The 18,972-nt window shown below is 49.3% G+C and carries 17 protein-coding genes; 5 read left to right on the top strand and 12 right to left on the bottom strand.

What is annotated here, in order from left to right; genetic code table 11:
* Positions 1 to 12: 12 nt before the first annotated feature.
* Both NH568_RS18380 and NH568_RS18375 read right to left on the bottom strand, forming a co-directional pair.
* Positions 13 to 369 carry a hypothetical protein gene (locus tag NH568_RS18380; protein ID WP_253049628.1) on the bottom strand — a complete coding sequence of 119 codons (357 nt, stop codon included), beginning with the start codon at positions 367 to 369 and terminating at the stop codon, positions 13 to 15.
* Between the two features lie 381 nt (positions 370 to 750).
* On the bottom strand, positions 751 to 1,794 hold the full coding sequence (locus NH568_RS18375) for a type III polyketide synthase (protein WP_253049626.1): 1,044 nt from the start codon (positions 1,792 to 1,794) through the stop codon (positions 751 to 753).
* A gap of 382 nt (positions 1,795 to 2,176) precedes the next feature.
* On the opposite strand from NH568_RS18375, the gene NH568_RS18370 reads away from it, so the two are divergent.
* Complete coding sequence (locus tag NH568_RS18370) at positions 2,177 to 2,362, top strand: hypothetical protein (RefSeq protein WP_253049624.1); 186 nt, start codon at positions 2,177 to 2,179, stop codon at positions 2,360 to 2,362.
* Between the two features lie 85 nt (positions 2,363 to 2,447).
* Here the strand turns inward: NH568_RS18370 and NH568_RS18365 are convergent, their stop codons facing one another.
* From NH568_RS18365 to NH568_RS18340, 6 genes are all read right to left on the bottom strand, one after another.
* On the bottom strand, positions 2,448 to 3,710 hold the full coding sequence (locus tag NH568_RS18365; protein ID WP_253049622.1) for a S41 family peptidase: 1,263 nt from the start codon (positions 3,708 to 3,710) through the stop codon (positions 2,448 to 2,450).
* A complete protein-coding gene (locus NH568_RS18360; RefSeq protein ID WP_253049620.1) occupies positions 3,707 to 4,657 on the bottom strand; it encodes a helix-turn-helix domain-containing protein in 951 nt (316 codons plus the stop codon). The genes NH568_RS18365 and NH568_RS18360 overlap by 4 nt, the downstream gene beginning before the upstream one ends.
* 135 nt (positions 4,658 to 4,792) lie before the next feature.
* Positions 4,793 to 5,539 (bottom strand): transporter substrate-binding domain-containing protein, encoded by a 747-nt coding sequence (locus NH568_RS18355; protein WP_253049618.1) that lies wholly within the window; start codon positions 5,537 to 5,539, stop codon positions 4,793 to 4,795.
* A 164-nt stretch (positions 5,540 to 5,703) separates the two neighbouring features.
* Entirely contained in the window at positions 5,704 to 5,931 is a 228-nt protein-coding gene (locus NH568_RS18350; RefSeq protein WP_253049617.1) for a hypothetical protein, read from the bottom strand.
* A gap of 184 nt (positions 5,932 to 6,115) precedes the next feature.
* A complete protein-coding gene (locus NH568_RS18345) occupies positions 6,116 to 8,566 on the bottom strand; it encodes a DUF2309 domain-containing protein (RefSeq protein ID WP_253049615.1) in 2,451 nt (816 codons plus the stop codon).
* A gap of 1 nt (position 8,567) precedes the next feature.
* A complete protein-coding gene (locus NH568_RS18340) occupies positions 8,568 to 10,142 on the bottom strand; it encodes an NADH-quinone oxidoreductase subunit L (RefSeq protein ID WP_253049613.1) in 1,575 nt (524 codons plus the stop codon).
* Between the two features lie 102 nt (positions 10,143 to 10,244).
* On the opposite strand from NH568_RS18340, the gene NH568_RS18335 reads away from it, so the two are divergent.
* The 4 genes from NH568_RS18335 to NH568_RS18320 all read left to right on the top strand — a co-directional run bounded on the left by NH568_RS18335 (position 10,245) and on the right by NH568_RS18320 (position 14,606).
* Entirely contained in the window at positions 10,245 to 11,120 is an 876-nt protein-coding gene (locus tag NH568_RS18335; protein WP_253049611.1) for a LysR family transcriptional regulator, read from the top strand.
* A 69-nt stretch (positions 11,121 to 11,189) separates the two neighbouring features.
* Positions 11,190 to 12,662 (top strand): dGTPase, encoded by a 1,473-nt coding sequence (gene dgt, locus NH568_RS18330; protein ID WP_253049609.1) that lies wholly within the window; start codon positions 11,190 to 11,192, stop codon positions 12,660 to 12,662.
* A gap of 277 nt (positions 12,663 to 12,939) precedes the next feature.
* Entirely contained in the window at positions 12,940 to 13,149 is a 210-nt protein-coding gene (locus NH568_RS18325) for a cold-shock protein (RefSeq protein WP_010385841.1), read from the top strand.
* A gap of 320 nt (positions 13,150 to 13,469) precedes the next feature.
* Positions 13,470 to 14,606: a hypothetical protein gene (locus tag NH568_RS18320; protein WP_253049607.1), complete on the top strand. Its 1,137-nt coding sequence runs from the start codon at positions 13,470 to 13,472 to the stop codon at positions 14,604 to 14,606.
* A gap of 76 nt (positions 14,607 to 14,682) precedes the next feature.
* Here the strand turns inward: NH568_RS18320 and NH568_RS18315 are convergent, their stop codons facing one another.
* The 4 genes from NH568_RS18315 to NH568_RS18300 form a co-directional block, all read right to left on the bottom strand.
* Entirely contained in the window at positions 14,683 to 15,177 is a 495-nt protein-coding gene (locus NH568_RS18315) for a GNAT family protein (protein WP_253049605.1), read from the bottom strand.
* Positions 15,178 to 15,320: 143 nt separating this feature from the next.
* The gene (locus tag NH568_RS18310; protein WP_253049603.1) at positions 15,321 to 16,679 is read right to left on the bottom strand and encodes a DUF3526 domain-containing protein; all 1,359 of its coding nucleotides are present in this window, start codon (positions 16,677 to 16,679) and stop codon (positions 15,321 to 15,323) included.
* The gene (locus NH568_RS18305; RefSeq protein WP_253049601.1) at positions 16,666 to 18,105 is read right to left on the bottom strand and encodes a DUF3526 domain-containing protein; all 1,440 of its coding nucleotides are present in this window, start codon (positions 18,103 to 18,105) and stop codon (positions 16,666 to 16,668) included. The genes NH568_RS18310 and NH568_RS18305 overlap by 14 nt, the downstream gene beginning before the upstream one ends.
* A 39-nt stretch (positions 18,106 to 18,144) precedes the next feature.
* Positions 18,145 to 18,867, bottom strand: a complete 723-nt coding sequence (locus tag NH568_RS18300; protein ID WP_253049599.1) for an ABC transporter ATP-binding protein — start codon at positions 18,865 to 18,867, stop codon at positions 18,145 to 18,147.
* Positions 18,868 to 18,972: the final 105 nt, after the last annotated feature.

Below are 18,972 nucleotides of genomic sequence, written 5' to 3'. Positions count from 1 at the left end.
TACGAGGCGAACTCACTCACTTTTTGAGTACAGCTTATAAATAACTTTCTGAACGGTGCCTCCAGATTGCTCCACTTCAAAGTCCACTGCGTCAGAGGGATCGGGCTTCACCTTATAATGACTTTTCGTGCTCGAGATCGGGTGGTCAAATGTGAATTTGATGGTGCTATTCTGGTTTTCCATTTGGTACACAACATCTCCCTCAGGTCCATACAGCCCACCGTCTACACTGCTGCATTTCCAGGAACCTGTTGATTCAATTTTAGCGGGTGGGTTTTTAACGAACTTACCGTGCTTTGCATTTTTACTGACATAGTTCAGCGCTACGCCCGTATTGTTTTCGATAGTAAGTGTGACATCTCTGCTCATGAGCAATGACTCCTTCTGATCACTCAGCGTTTTATAACGCTATTAATTGCAAAAAAACAAATAGATTGTATTCAAATCTGAAACATGAAATTAGTACGTCTGAGAAAAGCATTCAATTACAGGCTATTACATCAGAAGTTTTCGGGAGGATGGCAGACTACGAATTACGACTTAAGTGAACTCTACTCGCCAAGATTGATGTAGAAAACACAACCAACACCCAGTACTGCGATCTATAAAGACAGAATGACGGACGGGACCAGGGCCTCATAATCAGGAGATTGACAAGCCAAACTTCGTCAACCTCCGTTAAATTAGGGGTGCGCGTACCACACTGACAACCCTGGCTCAGAATAGTCGCGGGCGATTCATCTTCTCAGCTCAGTGCCACACCCCAACGCTCATCTCTGAGGTAAATCCGGGCCCAAATGCAGCAAGCAGGCTGGTATCGCCGTGCCTTGCAGAGTCAAAAGTCCGCTTTAAAACATCAATGACTGCTACGCTGGAGGTATTGCCCGTTTCAGCCAGGCAAGCCCGGGAGCGGGCCACCATATCTGGCTCAAGCGACAAACACCGCACCAGCTCATCGAGAATGCGTTTTCCACCTGTGTGAAAAATCGTACTATCAACCTGGTTGGCATCGCGCGACAGACTGCGCCTGCAGAATGATTGCAGATAAGGTGCAACATGGGGAATGGAGTGCATGACCTGCTTATCCAGAGAAAACTTAAAGCCCTGATGGGTAATATCATATTCGATGTAAGGCAATGTATCTTTGATGGTAACACTTTGATTATTGGTCAGCTTCAGGCCAGATACCTGGCCGTCACCACGCATGACCACAGCGGCAGCGCCATCGGCAAACAGTGCATCACTAATAAAGTCCTGTAAGCGGTTGGCTTCTCGATGAAAACACAATGAGGAAGTTTCAACACAGACGATCAGCACATTACTGTTTCTGCGGGTCTGGCAGTATTCAAATGCCCGACCAATCGCCGAGGCCCCTGCCACACAGCCTAGCTGTGCAATCGGGATTTGCTTGGTTTCATTACGCAAACCCAGTCGATTAATCAAATGCGCAGTCAATGAGGGCATCATAAAACCAGTACAAGACGTAGCTATCACCATATCGACGTCTTCCGGCTGCACCCGGGCATTTTCCATCGCTTCTAATGCAACGGCTTGGGCCATATCAATGGCTGCTTCTTTGTAGCGAGCGGCACGCGCGCCAAAGTCCTCGAGCTTCACGACTTCAGTAAGCGGCAGGATCAGGTGCCGGTTTTTGACCTCTGTATTTTGGATCATTTCAAAGGCCCGTTGCTTATAAGGGCTGTCGGGGTGACAAACTTCAATGACTGTCATGATGTCATCAGCATTGACGAGGTGCTCTGGGTAAAAAGTCGCGGGTTTGCATAATGTGGTCATGTTGTATCTCCTTTTGAATTCATACAAAAAGACCCGACCCACACAAATAAATTTCACAAAAATAAAAAATAAAATTAACAACAACCATTATTGAAGAAAATATCTTTAGTCTTAAAAATCAGATTATTAAAATAAAACACAGAGGTTATGTTAATTTAAAGATCCAAAAATCAGCAAATGAGAGATATTAAGCACCGAAAGAGAAACAATGAAGAAAGCCATTAACACCAGCGACCAAGGCCATTGAGCAATTTAAGGATGCCGCCACACCAATAACAGGCGGAGCTCTGCCACAATTGCATTTTTCTGTTGCACAATTACCTATTTAGGGTAATTTATTGCTGTGCTCAATTGGGTGAGCGCGTCACTTAAAGGAATAATTATGAAACTTAACTTCAAAAAGAAAGCGGTTAAAAACCTGACGCACACGGCAAATCAAATGCCACAGCACGCAACACACCAGGTTGCAGGAGGTGCTTTTCCCGGACTGACAAACCATCACTGCTCTGCACTGGATCTGTGTATAACAACGGATTGTTTCACGCTAGAGTGTAACTTGCCTTTATAAACGTTTGCTTCAACAGTGCCAGTTGGGCGTGTTGAGAACACAAGGCACTGGGCCACTGAACCCATGCCTTGCTTAATCGCAGCTTCTACTCAATCGATACAGACAACGGAGTGCGTGCGCTTAGTTGTGATAGAAGATATATCAGCACAGTATCCTTCCCTGTGCGATAGTCTTCCCAGCTCGGTGTTATGTGTATGTCCGGATACACGGCATCACTTTGTACGTCTGAAAATGGATAGTAACGTTTCGACAAGCTGAACCGACGCCCCGAGTTTGGCAGCGAGAACACGCTGTTTTCTGAAAACTGATTTGGGTCACCTCCGGTTGGGGTGCCAACCACTGTTGCATTGAGGATTTGTCTGAACTGCACGGTATTGGTCATGGCAGCAGAAAAGGTTTCTCCATCTGATAACACATAGACTCCCTGCATCCAGTCAATCTGATCCAGAGGTTGCAAACACGCAGACAACGCCAGGCCCGAGTAGAAATTACCGCCACCGTTGCCTCTGAAATCAACAATTATAACGCGCGAGCCAGCCGCCCTGAGTGTTGCCTGTAAGCCCTCACAATTCGCTATTATCTGCTCTAGTTTGGGATAGGACCTAAAGTCAAAGTAAGCGGCTTTGTGCTGCCTGAACAGGCTCAATGTGATCCCAGGCATGCCAATGTTTTGTGTAGTCAATTCGGGCTCAGTGCGCGAATAAGCAGAACTGAGTTTGCCAAATTCACGCATACTGATGGGCGAAACCGGTACACTGCTCTCCTCTTCCCCTATGACAAATTTGAACAACGCAGGCTGTTCCTCTTCTACTATCTCAAGCCCCAGCAATAATTTATGTAAAGACAGGTAGTACTCAAAGCTGGCTTTTTCACTGTACTGATTGTCTACACCAGGCAAAGTAGCCACCAACTGAGTGTACAACTCAGCCACACTCACCCCGTTGATTGAGCTAAGCTGAGCCCCCAGTAAGTTGCGATATGCTGACGTGGTGTCGATAACACGTAAGGTATCGCCAAAAAATTTAAACCGAAATGGAAAGTGCAGATGTGGCCCCGACATCATAAAATAATTGCTGTGTCCGTCGCCTATTGCCCGGCTTATCGCCATTAACCGGGTTTCTACCTGCGCTTGTGTGAGCCCTTGCAGTTGTGTTTTGAGGCGCTCAACTCTGCGGTCAAAGTCCGCTTCTGCCAGGGTATGAAATGGCTGAATGTGTTGCGTTTTAACCTGTTGGGCATAAAAGTCAATGTCTTCCAGCCAGGCTTGTTGCTCTGTCCGGGTGAGCGGTGAAGCGGCGCCATTGAGTGTAAAGCAACCAAGTACCAGCGCTATCAGTTTGTATTTCATCGGTTAATTCCTTTTGTATAGTGTGACGGGGATACCCCAAACTGCCTGATAAATGCGCGCCTGAAACTGTCATAGCTGTTAAAGCCAAGCTTGCCCGAAACATGTTGCAGACTGATATTTTCTTCACAGAGCAGGTCACGTGCATGATTCAGTTTCAGGGTCTTAAAGTAGTGGCTGGGTGTACAATTCAGATGCTGCTTAAACAAGCGTGTCAGTTGCCGCTCGCTGAGGTTACAAAACTCAGCCATCCTGGATACCGTGACCGACTGATTAAGCTGTGTGCTTAACCAATCCATTAACGGAGAAAGCTTTAAACTGTCACCAGATTGCAGTGCGAGGGCATCTGAATACTGATGTTGGTTTCCTGATCGTTGCAGATAGACCACTAAATCTTTCGCCACTTGTGCGGCAATACTGTTGCCATGATCCTCTCTCACAATGGCCAGTGCCAGATCAACACCTGACAACACCCCTGCCGACGACCAGACATGCTGGTCCTGTATATACAAAGGGTCCGCAGAAACGGTGCAATGTTGATGTTGCCGGGCCAAATTTTCGCAATAGCGCCAGTGCGTCGTCAGGGTTAATGCCTGATCAGGAAAAAGCTGGGCCAGCACAAACGCGCCGGTACAGATACTGAATACCCGCTCTGCTTTGTCTGCCAGCGCAGACAGAGCTGCCAGTTGTTGGGCGCCAAGCGTTAACGTCCGCATGCCACTGCCACCACAGATGATCAAATCATCCAGGTCGATATCATCGCCCAGCCCAAAATCGGCATGAACCTGCTGACCGTAAGCGGTTCTGACCGGACCCGCTACTATGCTCAGCAGCTTACTCGCATAAGCATTTGGCACGCAGGCGTTAGCCTCCATAAAGGTATCCAGCGGTCCAAATAAGTCCAGGGCCTGAAACCCATCCGCGATAAAATATACTTGTTTTCTGGTCATAGTTTACTCCTTTGATGTACATCATAACCGAACAAGCAGTGTCACTTAAGACACAAAAACGACAAAATAAGACATCAAAAACTGAGTGTCAGTGACAACAACCTGATTGTGGCCAAGCGGGAAAGGTGAAAAGGCTTATTGCAGGAATTGATATCGACTCAGTAACTTTTGATAGGCGGGGCTATTTTTGAACTGTACCATCTTAAGATTAAAAGCCTCTTTAAGCTCAGGATCTCTGAATGCAATGCGATAAGGTGATGCGGGAAATAGATAATGCACCGACACGTTGACCATCTGGTCACGACCAAGAATTGCCTTGCTCAGATAGTTAAAAATATTGATATCCATGACGACTACATCGACTTTGCCCTGCAGCAGTAGCTCAACCTGTTTTTTCTGATCTGGCAGCTCTATGTACAAAGGGCTATTGGCGGTTGCGAGCTGATATTCCATCCCCAGGACCAGCGATGCATTTTGAAATCCAATTACGGCATAATTCTCAAGTGCACTGATACTGTGCAGCTTTAAGTTACGACTTTTTAAACTAATTGCGGTGTTATGATAGGTAATGTAGGGTTCAGACAAGACCGCCCCCGCCAGATCCATACGTCGGTTCATGGTCAGTGCCGCATCAACTTTGCCGGTTTTCAGCAGCGAATCTGAACGACCGAACGGGACATAAACGAATTGCAGATCATGGCCCAGCGCAGCAAAAATCGCTTTCACCATATCCAGTTCAAAGCCAGTGTCTCCCTGTTCTATAACGTAAGGCGGTTTGGTCCAACCGACTGAAACATCAAGCGTATCCGCCACCGCGGCTTTGCTCAAAGTCAGCCCGGATACCAAAATGCTGCAGATAACAAGACATTGCGATATATTCATATCACCTACCAACTTCCTTCTATAATTATTATTCTAGAGCCGTTCACACGAGCCGCAATGACAATTTAGGGAAAGATATGCTCTTGTGCAATCTGATTTTGCCTTATCCGCTTTAAACAAAAACGCCACCGCTTGGGCAGTGCTTAGGTTAAATATCACACTGGTTATTTGATTTGTGATACCGCGTCACCGTCTTTAGACAGCACCGCTTTCAGACGTTTTGCCAGTGCCTGACGTTTGCTCGCATCATAACTGCAGCTGTGCGGGTCGAGCTGCTCGGCAGCTTCCAGGATTAAAGGTTCCAGTTCGGCCATTTTTTCACTGAGTGCTTTTAACTTAAGCTGAGTTGCTGACCAGTGTTCAGCCTGAATTTTGACGATATCTCCCGACATGCTCACTCCGAATTATTGCCTGTTGTTTTGTACGTTAAGTCACTCATAGTAAACTCCCTATGGTTACTATAACTGTGGCAGATCCACACGGATATACCAAGCGCCGTGGTAATAAAAAAGCGGCAACCCGGAGGTTGCCGCTTCGTGCCCCACAGCTTTGTTCTGGTAGTACAAATACCAGAAGTCAAAGACACTGTACTATTTTTGATTCTTCATCTGATACGGACGATTCAACCGACACCGGCCACCAGCGATTTTGATAAAAGCGGCTTATCTCGCCCGTCTGTTGCCACTGAAATACGTACAACCACTCATTATCGATCAACTGCCTGACCACCTCATGACGCTCAGCAATCTCTTTAATCGCGGATTTAGGTGCTGCCAGATAAACAGACAGGCGTAACACCTGATGCATCCAGTCGTATCCGTTGTGTAGCGACTGCATTGCAAGACCGGTTCGCAAGTCACCGCCATTGCCCTCAAATACCCCGATATTGCCACCCACCGCGTTATGCAACACCTTATTACCACTGCCGAAGTGCAGATTATCTGTGGTCGAGGCATTGTATTGCATATTGATCCAGTGGGTTACCAGCATTGGGGCAGTCATAATGGCTTCCAGAACCTGATAGTCTGGATCCTGCTGATACTGATAATCATGCAAAAAGCTGCGCCCCTGTAAATCAATGCCCTGGGTCCAGCTACGGGGTGCAACGATAAATGCAGCATTGTTTGCCAGTCCCCACTCTGGACGAGTCTGGGACCAATCCAGACTGCGTGCTATCAGGGCCTGATCCAGCGCTTCCCGACTTGCATCAGCTAACTGAGTATCCAGCTTTGCCGCCCGCTCTTTTTGTGCAGCCGCTGTAGCACCCTGAAGCCACAACGCAATCTGAGCATCCGGCTGTTCATCATAACAACGAATATGATCTGTGGTGGTATTGTGCAGTGCCGCTACAAATTTTGTCAGCTCTGGGATCTCAATCCCCAGTTCAGGTAATGCCGCACGCACCGCCTTGTCATTGAGTAACCAGGCCAGCACTTTGACGTTTACCTCACCACTTTGTCCACCGCACGCACCGCACCCGAGCCCCGCTTCCTGCAAGTTATTGGTAGAATGACTACCATGTCCAACCAATAGCACAGTGGGGGCGAACTGCTCAAACCCCATCGCATTCAGCACGCCAGCGGCCAGGCCCGCCTTTTGTTGTACGCTCAGTTCCTCTCCATTTTGTGTCAACGACCAGTCCTGACTGTTCGTCAGCTTGTCAACCGGATGGGCCTGTTCAGATGCAAAGAAGGCTTTTTTCAGTAATTTAAAGGTATCCAGCCAGCCCACCGATTCCACCATAGAGAATGAGGCCGTGGCCGATTTAGAAAATGCCTGCCAGCGGGCGCCTGCATTGAGCGAAGCGGCGCCATGTTTATCTGTCTGGCTATGAGAGGCCACCAGACTTGGTAACAACAAACCCGGGCATTGAGGGCGGTTCACATCTGCCTGTTGCACCTGGTATGAAATCGGTAAACCAAAGAAGCCCGCAAACCCCATCGTCTGTACCTCATCGCTTTGCGCTTCCAGTGCGCGACGATAAACCTCAGAACGCACATCGATACAAAATGCGGCTTGACACTGTATGGCCTGTGCCGGCTGATTTGCCGGGCAACTCAGTGCCTTATGCAGTTGCTGCTGATAGCTCAGCTCTGCTGCTCTGGCCCAGATCCACAGGGACTTTTGTTGCGTTTGATGTTGCGCTGGTTGTTCCGACAGCATTGCGAGAGATTGCTTCCATTTATGCGCCAAAGTAGTAAAAAATGTTGGAAAGTGGGCTTGCTGATAACGCCACAGCACCAGCTCCCATGCCATACGAATGGCAAGCAGATCCTGCATTTGATCCTGTGGATCGCCTTTGAGCTCGTTCTGCCAGCGCAAATAAGCGACCCAGGCGCCCCATCCGCTCACATCCAGCAGCTGCGCATGTGCATACAACTCAACCTGGTCGTCCTGCACCCCAAAGGTATCCAGCGCTTGCGCTATCAAAACCCCCGGGTCGTCTGGCAACTGTTTAAAATAGCGGTGCAGATCAGGCTCATCCAACACGATACTGAGCCCGCGATCGCGCTGACTAACCGCCAGCCAGTGCGTGTACAGAGCAGGCTGCGCATTGCTATGCTCACGATGCAACATGGGCTGAGCTTGTTGAAAATGCGCAGCACAGAACTGGCTGATCTGATGAATGATTTCATCTCTCCAGGCCATTTTGTGACGCGCCCGGTGCTCATCCAATAACGCTGACAATGACTGCCAGGGTGCCTGCTCTGGCGCACGTTCCAGTGCCTGAACCAGTTCGGCAGCACTCATACCTAGCCCTGACTCTGCCAGCGCCATGTGTAGTGCCTGCTCGCTGATCAGGCCCCGTCTATACCAGTCCAGATAATCGCTGGCCGGCATCAGCATTGAAATCCCCGCCAGCGCGCTGAGCCGTGCGCTGACCTGTTCAATTCGCTCGTTGCGCATCGGCCAGTAGGGGCTGACGGCTATCATCTGGTCCAGCGGCCAGCTGGGTGCCAACTTCTGGCAGGCAGCCTGGACAGACATCCGCTGTGCCTGAGTAAGTGTGCGAATATCACTTGCCATGTTAAGACTCCTGAATTAATCCATACGGGCGCTTGACGGCGCGTTGCGATTTGACTGGGGCCGGCAGCCTCACCGGCCACACTTTCAACGTCAGCCGGGTCCACCACTCATCCAGATACAATCCGGCAAACAGCACCACAGAAAGGCTTTGTACCTTAGGGTGTGCTGCCCGGTAGGTTAGTAGCCAGTTCAATACAAACAGGCTGACAAACAGCGCCAGCACCACACTATCCGCCGCACTCAAAGGCGCTTCATGCAGCGCCACATTAGCAAAGACGGTCTGCGCCAGCAGGGTTTTCAGGGCTGCATAACTGGCCAGCAACAGCACACTGAGCGCCACCACACCAACCCATGGCAGACTGTGGTGCGCACTGCTGCGCTGTGCCAGCAGCAAGGTTAGCGACATTGCCAGTAAGGCCCACATACTCAGGGCTGTGCTCTGACCCACCAGCCAGTAGGCCACAGCAACCAGACTGACACTCAGCAGCGCCGCGCCCAGCCAGCGTGTCACTGACGGGGTGACAGGGACTGCCAGACGTGCCTGAAGGTTTTCGCGAACAGCGTTGCCTGAGTTAAGAAAAGCATGGGCTTTGTAGGCAGAGTGGGCCAGTAAATGCAGCAGTGCCAGCTCATAAAGACCCAGCGCACATTCAATCAGCATCAAACCCATCTGCGCACTGGTTGACCAGGCCAGGCTAACCTTAACACTCACCCGGGTTGTCATGATCAGCGCCGCAAGAACTGTTGTCAGGCCGCCAGCGAGTAGCAAGATCCACTGCGCAATGGCGACCTGCATAACCAGAGGCGCAAACATTATCATTAAAAAGCCACCCAGATTGATAACACCCGCATGTAGCAAGGCACTGACCGGCGTAGGTGCTTCTACCACCTGCATCAGCCAGCCATGTACCGGCAACTGTGCACATTTGATAAGCGCAACGAGTACCAGCGATACTGCGGCAATCTGGGTGTAAACACTGACTTCAGGGTTGGGAGCCTGATAATGTGCCAGAATATCGGTCAACAAAAAGGTGCCGTGAGCCTGATATAAACACAACACGGCAACACACAGCGCCAGCTCGGCCAGACGCGCCAGAATAAATTTTTTGTGTGCGCCCAGGGCTGCACGGGGACGCTCAGGATAGAAAAGTAACAGCTGGTGCAAAGCCAGGCTGATCAGCGTCCAGCCCAGTAAAAGCAGCAGCAAGTGATTGCTCAACACCACCAGAGACACCGCCGCCAGGGTGCCAAGCAGCCAGCGCCAGTAAACATTCAGGCGCGGCTCACCAGCCATATAGTTAAGAGAAAAGCGCATCAGAATAATGGCCATAAATATCACCAGAGCAAACATGAACAGCCCCAGTGAAGTGACATAAACCCATTGAGTGAAGGCACTGTCGGGAAGTATCTTAGTGTCGACGCCCTGCCCTGCAAGGGCTGTGACCAACAGAACCAACAGCCAGCCAGAGAAGACAGTTACAAACCGTTTGCCGATGCGTTCGGCACGGCCGCAGTGCCAGGCACTGAGCGCAAAACTGAGCGTGATGACGAGCATCATCATTAATGATATTGACATAATTATCCCACTCCATTCAGAACGGGCTCAGTATGTCAGACGTTGAAAGATATAAAAAATATATATATTCTAACCAAATCATATATTTTTTATAACTATTGAATGAGCCGCCTCAACTATCACCACCTCTACTATTTCTGGCGTGTTGCCAAAGCTGACAGCCTGACGCAGGTTGCTCAGGATGTACACATTTCTCAGTCCGCCCTGTCAATCCAGATTAAACGGCTGGAACACACGATGGGCGTCTCATTATTCGAAAAACAGGGCCGCCGGCTAACTCTGACCGATGCGGGCAAACAAGTATTGGTGTATGCCGACGATATTTTTTACAAAGGCGAAGAGCTGGAGTCCTTTTTATTGAAAGGTGTAGCGACCGAACGACAACACCTGTCCATTGGCGTGCAGACCACCTTGTCGCGAAACTTCATAGAAAGTTTTATTAGTCCTTTACTCTGTGATCCTCACATCAGCTTTACCCTGACTACCCGGGATATGGATACTTTGCTGCAAGGGTTAATTAATCATGAATTGGATCTGGTTCTCACCAATCGCCTGGCCAGTCAGGATGAAGCCCGCTGGCATACGCAACTGGTATCGCGGCAGCAGGTTGCCATCGTTGGCCCGAAAGGTGCCGGTATCAGCAGTGAATTTCCGACAGGGTATGACAAGGTACGCTGGGTACTACCGGGACCCACCACTGAGATCCGCTCAGCCTTTAACGCCCTGTGTGCAGCGCATGAGTATAAACCCGACATTCAGGCCGAAGTCGATGACATGGCGATGCTGCGACTGCTGGCCAGAGACAGCGGCGCCCTGGCGGTGTTACCCCCGGTGGTTGTCAAAGATGAAATAGCCCTGGGCTTGCTGGAGCAGTATCAAAGTAAACTGCCCATTTATGAGCACTTTTACGCCATTACCACGTCCCGTAAATTTGTCCCTCAGGCCTTGCTGGACTTGCTCAAACAGCCTCTGGCATAACGACTTAAGGTGTTGCTTTATGGATATAAAACAGACAACATAGCAATATAAACACAGTCATAAGGACAGATGATGGCGACCTTAAGCAGTAAGATCCAAGCGGATCGTCCTCACGCATTTTCCAGCCCGTTATTCAAACAATTTGAAAGCGACCGCAACCGCATCATCACTTCGGCTGCCGTGCGTCGGCTGCAACAAAAAACTCAGGTGTTCCCGCTTGAACGCAACGCCGCCGTTCGCTCCCGGTTAACCCACTCTTTGGAGGTGCAGCAGGCCGGTCGCTATATCTGTCAGTTGATCTGTGAATTACTCGAGCCACAAAGTAACCATCAGTCTTTGAGCAGCGAGTATCAGCGTATGCTGGAGTCCATTGTGGAAATGGCCTGCTTAATGCACGACATAGGTAACCCGCCCTTTGGCCATTTTGGCGAGGCTGCTATCAGTGACTGGCTGGACGGCCACATTGATGAGCTCTTCAAACAGCTTAGCGGACGTGCAATGCACCCCGATATACTGAGAGATCTGACCCACTTTGAGGGCAATGCGCAGGGGATCCGTCTGGTGCATACCCTGCTTAACCTGAACCTCACCTTCTCACAGGTGTCAGGCATTATGAAGTACACCCGTTGTGGTACCGAAGCACCGCCACAACAACAGCAGCCACTGGGCTATCTTAAGAAAAAAGTGGGCTTCTACCTCAGTGAACAGGGTTATATTGACAGGCTCACAGAGACATTAAGCATTGCGCCGGGTTGTCGGGCACCTTTTTCTTATATCATGGAAGCCGCCGATGATATTTCCTACGGCATGGCCGACCTTGAAGACGCTGTAGAGAAGAACATATTAAGTTATTCGCAGCTCCAAACCGCTCTGCTCAACACCTATGCGGCACTCAGCGCACACTTACCCGAGTCAGATCGGGGGCTAATGGCAGACATGATCCGGGTTGCCACGCGCCGTAGTGAAAAAATCGCAGGCAATCAGAGTCAGTTTTTTGTCTTTTTGCGGGTTGAGGTGAACCAAAAACTGCCAAAGCATGCGGCTGAACAGTTCGTCAATAATCTGGATGCGGTGACAGCCGGACACTTCAATCAGGCGCTGATTGAAGATGGCAGTGCCTGTCACCTGCTCATCAAAACCTTTAAGCAGGTTGCTAAAAAATGGGCCTTTTCTCACCCTGAGGTTGAAGGTCGTGAGTTGCAGGGCTATCGGGTTATCAGCGGTTTGCTCAATATCTATGAACCACTGCTTCACCTGAGTAAAGCGCAGTTTGCGCAGCTGATGGACATTCCACTCACCACAGATACGCAAGTCCCCGCTATCTCTATCTATTCCGCCAGACTGTTTAAAAAGCTCCCCGAGAAACACAAACAGGCTTATCGAAGTGCACTTAACAGCGACACCATGAATGCCGCCATACCCGACCTCGCAGAACAGGAGTTTTATCTAAGAGCCCGATTGGTCATTGACTATATCAGTGGCATGACAGACCAATTCGCCTTCGATGAATATCGGGCTTTTCAGGTTATAGACGAAATCTAGGTGGGGACCAATGTCCTGTACGCTCTTTGTACTGTTTTGTTATGGTCAGCCGAAGGTGCGCCACAAGATAAATTTAAAATTTGTACAAATAATACTAGACAGACACAGAGAGTCTCTGTAGAGTGAAGGCCGCTAGAAAGAAAGTCGATATTTACATCCTACAATTCGTTGTTTTACACCGCGTAACACAACCTGCAGTATTTAAGTTTCACCTCTACTTTTGATGCATTCACACCTATCGAAGGTTAATTTTTTATTTATATTACAGGTTAATACTATGTCTAACACAGTTACTGGTACAGTTAAGTGGTTCAACGAGTCTAAAGGTTTTGGTTTCATTTCTCAGGAAAATGGCCCTGACGTATTCGCTCACTTCAGCGCTATCCAAGGCGACGGCTTCAAAACTTTGGTTGAAGGCCAGAGCGTAGAATTCACAGTGTCTCAGGGTCAAAAAGGTCCTCAGGCTGACAAAATCGTAGTTCTTTAATTACTACGCATTTTGCAAGAAAAGCGAGCTAAGGCTCGCTTTTTTCGTTTCTGCTCTTTCTACCTTTCCCCTGCTACATGAAAAATCTGCACCTTAATAAATTTGTCACACCCCTCTGAGCTGCTAGCCTTGAGTAATACCAATTTCACTTAATACATGTTCAATTTGACGGAGCAAATATGACGCTAACGGTGTTAAAAATTTTTCATTTAGAACAACTAAATAGCTAAATTTTTGCCTTGTTATCGAGCCTATTTTCTCGCCTCAAAATAGGACTCTTAATCAAGCAAATTGGTATCAACAACTCAAGGAGAGACATTATGAAAGCACGGAATGCGCTCATTAGCGCCGCACTGGGTTTATGCTGCCCGGTTTTTGCAATTACACCATATACCTCAACCCTGTCCAGCCAGTTTTATTATGATGGTTTGATAATGGCGCCCGATGGCAGTGGCTACTTTGGCCAGCAATGGCTCGAAAACGCCACCGAGGTCACCCTCTACCCTAAAAATGGCAATACCGCCATATGGACACTCACGTTAACCAACGGCCAGGGCCTGCCCATAGTGGGTGAACCGGTTAAGATAAATTCAGCGCCTCTTGCCCTGACCACGCCACAATGGCGCGACCCGACAGGTATGGCAGCCCGATTTAGCAGCAGTGTACGCGCTAAAGTTCTGACCCGGATTGAACAAGGCCTGTTTCGTTTAACGGCACCCTACAACGTATCCGCTCCGGTAACGGATGCCAAAGGCCAGGTTGTTGTCTCGATTGACAATTTTCATAGCTGTGGCAACGACGGTACGCCAGGCACAGACCAGTTCATCGCTCAGACCAGCACCCATCATCTCGAATTAAAAGTGAAATGCGCAGTCACCGGGCTGGTTGCTATCCCTGACACGCCGTCGCAGGGTCTGACAACGTCAGGATTGGTAGGCCGTCATTTACATCCAGACTTACTCACGGCGCTGCAAAACCTGGGGCAAGCCTGGCATGCCCAGCCCGATAAGCCAGCAGGTATGCCCGATCATTTAACCATAACCGGTGCCACGATGCGCTGGGGTGGCATAAACCCGCCGCACTTTACCCATAAATTTGGTGGCACGGTGGACATTCGCCCGATCGGCACCCAAAGTGGCCCCATCAACGTCGGCGATGCGGCGTATGACCGCCAGGCGACACAAAGCCTGGTAGATGCACTGGTCCAGCTGGGCGCCACTCAGATCATCTTTGCCGATAACCTCACGGGTGTAACCCAGGTCAAAGCCAATCACAAAAACCACCTGCATGTAAGCTTTCTACGCGAACCACTGGAACCCTGGCATTATGATGAGTCAGATAGCGATGACGAGGGCCTGCATTGGCACGATTATGAAGGCATCTATGATACCCGGTATTTTATCCCCGAGGTAAAACAGCTTAAACCTGATGCATTTAAATTTAACTTGAAAAGATAAACAGCGAAGACGGGCTGTGGTTAATCCGGCCCGTCATTGCTTTATTATTGCCGATAGCATGTTGCCGATAACGATTTCAGCAGACGAGCAGCTTGCCAAACAAACGGGCGTCAGAAAAAGAACCGTTTTTGTAGATTGCCTTGCGACGTACCCCTTCAAATTCAAACCCCGCTTTTTCCAGTACCCGCTCAGAACGCGCGTTTTGTGCGAAAACCACCGCTTCTAACCGAACCAGGTCTGTGGTGGCTTCAATCTCGTCTGTCAGCAACTGCAATGCCCGGCCGGTAATGCCTTTGCCCCAATATTCTTCAGCCAGCCAGTAGCCAATTTCTGCGCTGCGACAATACTCAAAGGTGCCCTGACGCGCCCCGATGCATCCAACCAACGCACCGTCCAGAATAATCGCTCGGGTGATCCCTTCTCGACTGCCCGTGTTGATCCACCACTGCGCATCTTCCACAGTGTAAGGAGAAGGGACTTTTGGTGACAAAAAGTGCACCGTCGCCGGATTATTTAAATAGCTAACCAGGCTTGATTCATCGGCAGGTTCAAATGGTCTGAGTGATAACATGACAGTCCCTTAGCGAATGGATAAAAATTAGAAACATCCATCCTACTTTGCATTACCTGATACGACAACTGTCTTTTTCAACAATTACTTATGCTGTTGGCTGAAGCATACGGGCGAGTACCGCCCGTATTAACTGAGGGGGATTACAGTGGCTTTACTTGTCGGATCCTGACAATCGCCAGTGCAGCAATGATCAATACAAATACAGCACTGACCGGCAATTTCCACAGGCCATTTTGTATCTCCATGGGTTGTGCTTTAAACAACGGAAAGTCTTCCACATCCTGACGTGTCACCGGCTTATCGAAAAACAGGAAATCATAGAAGAAATGGCGAATAGCCTGATGATATTCAGCCACCTGCTGTCGATATTGCAGTTGATAACCACTACTGGTATTGGCAAGTTCGTTCAGGGTGAGCTGGAAAAACAGTGCCGGAGACAGTACGCTGAGTGATTGCAGGCGCGCCTGACGTGCCTGATTGTTTCTTATGTTCTCCTCAACAATGGCCTGTACTGCAAGGTCACTCATGTGCTGCTGTGCGTAGTACCACTTCCAGTCAAATGCCTCACCCAGCGGAGCCGTATCCTGCCAGGCGGGTTCGTGTGTCAGAAACTCATTGAGCGTGGCTTGTTTGTCTTTGTCCCAGCCATCATTAAGCGTCATACGTTGTTGCAGTGTTATCTCAAGGGGCGCATCACTTTGGTACTGTGCAGACAAGTATAAGTGCACCGCGCCCGGCACCAGCAGAGCCAGAACGACCCAGCTGCTTAGGTAGGTCAGGCTATTAACCACGCTGTTTTTGCCAAAGCTCATGATCAATGTGGCTAGCGCAAACCAGAACACCATATACAGGCTGGTTGCCCCCAGTACAATCCAAAATAAGGCGTCAAAAGGCAAAGACAGTATCATAGCGGCACTGACCAGCAGGGTAACCACCAGCAACCAGATCACCACAAACCTCAGCGCGATTTGTTTACCAAGCAACCTGAAGGCGCTATTGGGCAACGCATTGAGCAATCGCCAACGGCCAGCATGCTGCTCGTCTGAGATCAGAGTAACCGTCAGGATTCCTATCACCAATGGCAGAAAGTAAACCAATACAAAGCCAAGATCCAATCCGCCAGCCCGTTGCTGAGCCGGGTTGACAATTTCGCGATTGAAGAACTGACTTTGCAGTGCCGTGGCACGCACTTTAGACGCGACCATAGAGGACGGTGTTTCCCCTACAAACAGCGCAGCCCAGGGGCTCAGCTTCCACTCTGTTGGTGCACTGGCGTAATATGCCAAAGAGCCCGCAGCCGGCAGTGTATCGCGGCTGTTCACATGTTCCCGCTCCTTCTGAAATACCACCATAGATTTATACTGGTCGATACGCACCGACTTGTAACCAAGCGCGCCCTGATAAATGGCAAATACACCCGATACGATAAATAACACCAGGACCAGCTTATTGATGGTACCGGCAAACAAGCGTTTGCATTCAAGTTTAAACAGCAGCATAAATCCTCCTCTGCATCCTATTTGAGTTCAGGAAAATATACAGCGCTATCACCGCCAGCAGCGGCAAAGCCCAGGCCAGAGAAAAAGCGTTCAGTGACCACCTCAGCGTGGGCATGGTGTAGTGAAACGCATCAAACTCCTGCCAGTAGGACTTATCAACGCGTTGTGCTCTGTCGTTGTGATGATGGATCTCATTGGTGTGCAACTGATTAAGCTTTTGAATACGCGCGTATCTGTGTGCCTCTGCCTGTTGTTCAAAGTCCAGGAAGTGACGGGTATCGGTGCGCGTCAGTGCCATGGAAAAGTCACGCACAAATAGATAAGGGTTAATCCAGTAAAACTGGCTGACAAACTGTCGCTGTGCATCAAACTGAGCAACCTGCTGTTGATAGTGCTTTTTGTAGATTTCGGCGTTGAGTTTCTCACCTTCTTGCATCACCAGCCCTTTGTAGTTAACAGGTAGCTCTTCGACCGAAGACACACCATATTTTTTCAGCGTTTCTTCGCGAAATTTACTAAAGTACGGATCGTTCGGGTTGTGACTGTCGCCCACTTTGCGGTTATCCAGCTTGATCGCCAGTTCAAAGTCATTACGCTTTTGGTGGGGGTATTGGTGATGGGCAAATTCCGCCAGCATGCGCGGCATCAGAATAGTCAGGATAAACCACACCGAGGTTAGCAATACAAGTGCCTGTTTGGGGGCTTTTACCAGACTCGACACCAGCAAAGTCACGGCAATCCAGAACAGGCAGTAAAGCAGATAAGCCCCCAATAACAGCAACAACCTTAACGGTGCTTCTGCAGAGAATTGCGCGCCAGCGCTGGCCGCCAGGCCCAGTGCTAACACAAACACGGGTAAGATAAAGATCACAGATAAGAACAAGTAACTGAGACTTTTTCCTGTCACCAGCACGCGGAATGACACGCCCATCGACATCAGCTGCCGTAATGTGCCACTTTTTTGCTCGCCACTGACACTGGCAAAGCCCAGTGCAATGATCAGCAACGGCCAGATGATCAGCAATATATTGGCACTACTGAGCTCGGAAAAGCGCAGCAGGGTTCCGCCGTCCTGATCGTTTGCAAAGTTAGCACTATTTTGTTTGTGTGCTTCCAAAAAGATACTGTCGCCGACCCAGGCGTTTACACCCAGATCAAAAAAGCTCAGCGCACTGGGCGGGCGAAATGCAAAGTGGCCAAAATGCGCGACCCGGTGCGGGTGTCTGTCGGGCTGTGCATTCCACTGCTGCTCGACAATTTCCTGCGCTTTGGTTTGGGTATGGACACTTTGCTGGTACTGCTGCCACCCTGTAAACAAGGCGACCGCCAGCAATAGCTGAGTCATAAAAAAGAGCAACCACAGGCTCGGGCTTTTGCGCTTACTGGCCAGTTCATGGCGACAGATCTGCATTATTTTACTATTCATGTGTCAGACAATTCCTGTTTCTACATCAACAAGTCAGCCTTAGCTGGCAGCTCGTATGACGGCTTTCCCTGAAATGAGTTCATGGTAGGTAGTTTCTAAACTACTCAGAGGCAATTTATTGTTATCCAGCAGTGTCAGTAACTGACCCTTATCCATAATGCCGATTTTATCTGCCAGCGTGTGGGCACAATAAAAGTCGTGCGTGACCATCAAAATAGCCGCTCCTTTTTTTGCCAGCCGTTCAATAATGCCAATGAATTCCAGCGTTGCACTCGGATCCAGGCCAGAAGTTGGTTCATCCAGCAACAAAACTTTAGCCTGACGCATAATCGCAAATGCGATACCGACCTTTTGTCGCATGCCTTTCGAGTAATTTTTTAATGATTGTTTGCGGGCATTTGGCTCCAGGCCGGTTTCATCCAGTGCTGCGTGGATCTGTGCGTCACTGACCGTTAATCCGGATAAGCTGGCAAGATACTTAAGATTATCGATGGCGTTAAACTCCTGATACAGGTTTACCTGCTCAGGTAAGTACACCAGTTTGTCTTTACTGCTGGCACTTTGGTGCACATCGATACCGTCGATCAGCGCCTGACCGCTGTCAGGCTGAAGGAAATTAAGAAAAATATTGAGTGTGGTACTTTTTCCTGCACCATTGGCACCCAGCAGACACATGATCTCACCCTGTGCCACTTTAAAGCTCAGATCGGTGATCACCTGCTTATCCGCAAAGGACTTGTTTAACTGTATGGCTTCTAACACTAAGAATACTCCCTGATACGATAAAAACCGCGCACGCCCAAGCCAGCTAGTGTGTCAGCCTGGTTGAGCATGAACGGTTCGAATAGACGCAATCAACGCCACGTT

This window comes from Pseudoalteromonas sp. XMcav2-N (assembly GCF_024124545.1).
In the GTDB taxonomy this organism is placed as follows: Bacteria; Pseudomonadota; Gammaproteobacteria; order Enterobacterales; family Alteromonadaceae; genus Pseudoalteromonas.
The sequence above is the reverse complement of the archived record's forward strand: the minus strand, read 5'-3'. Positions and strand labels throughout refer to the sequence as shown.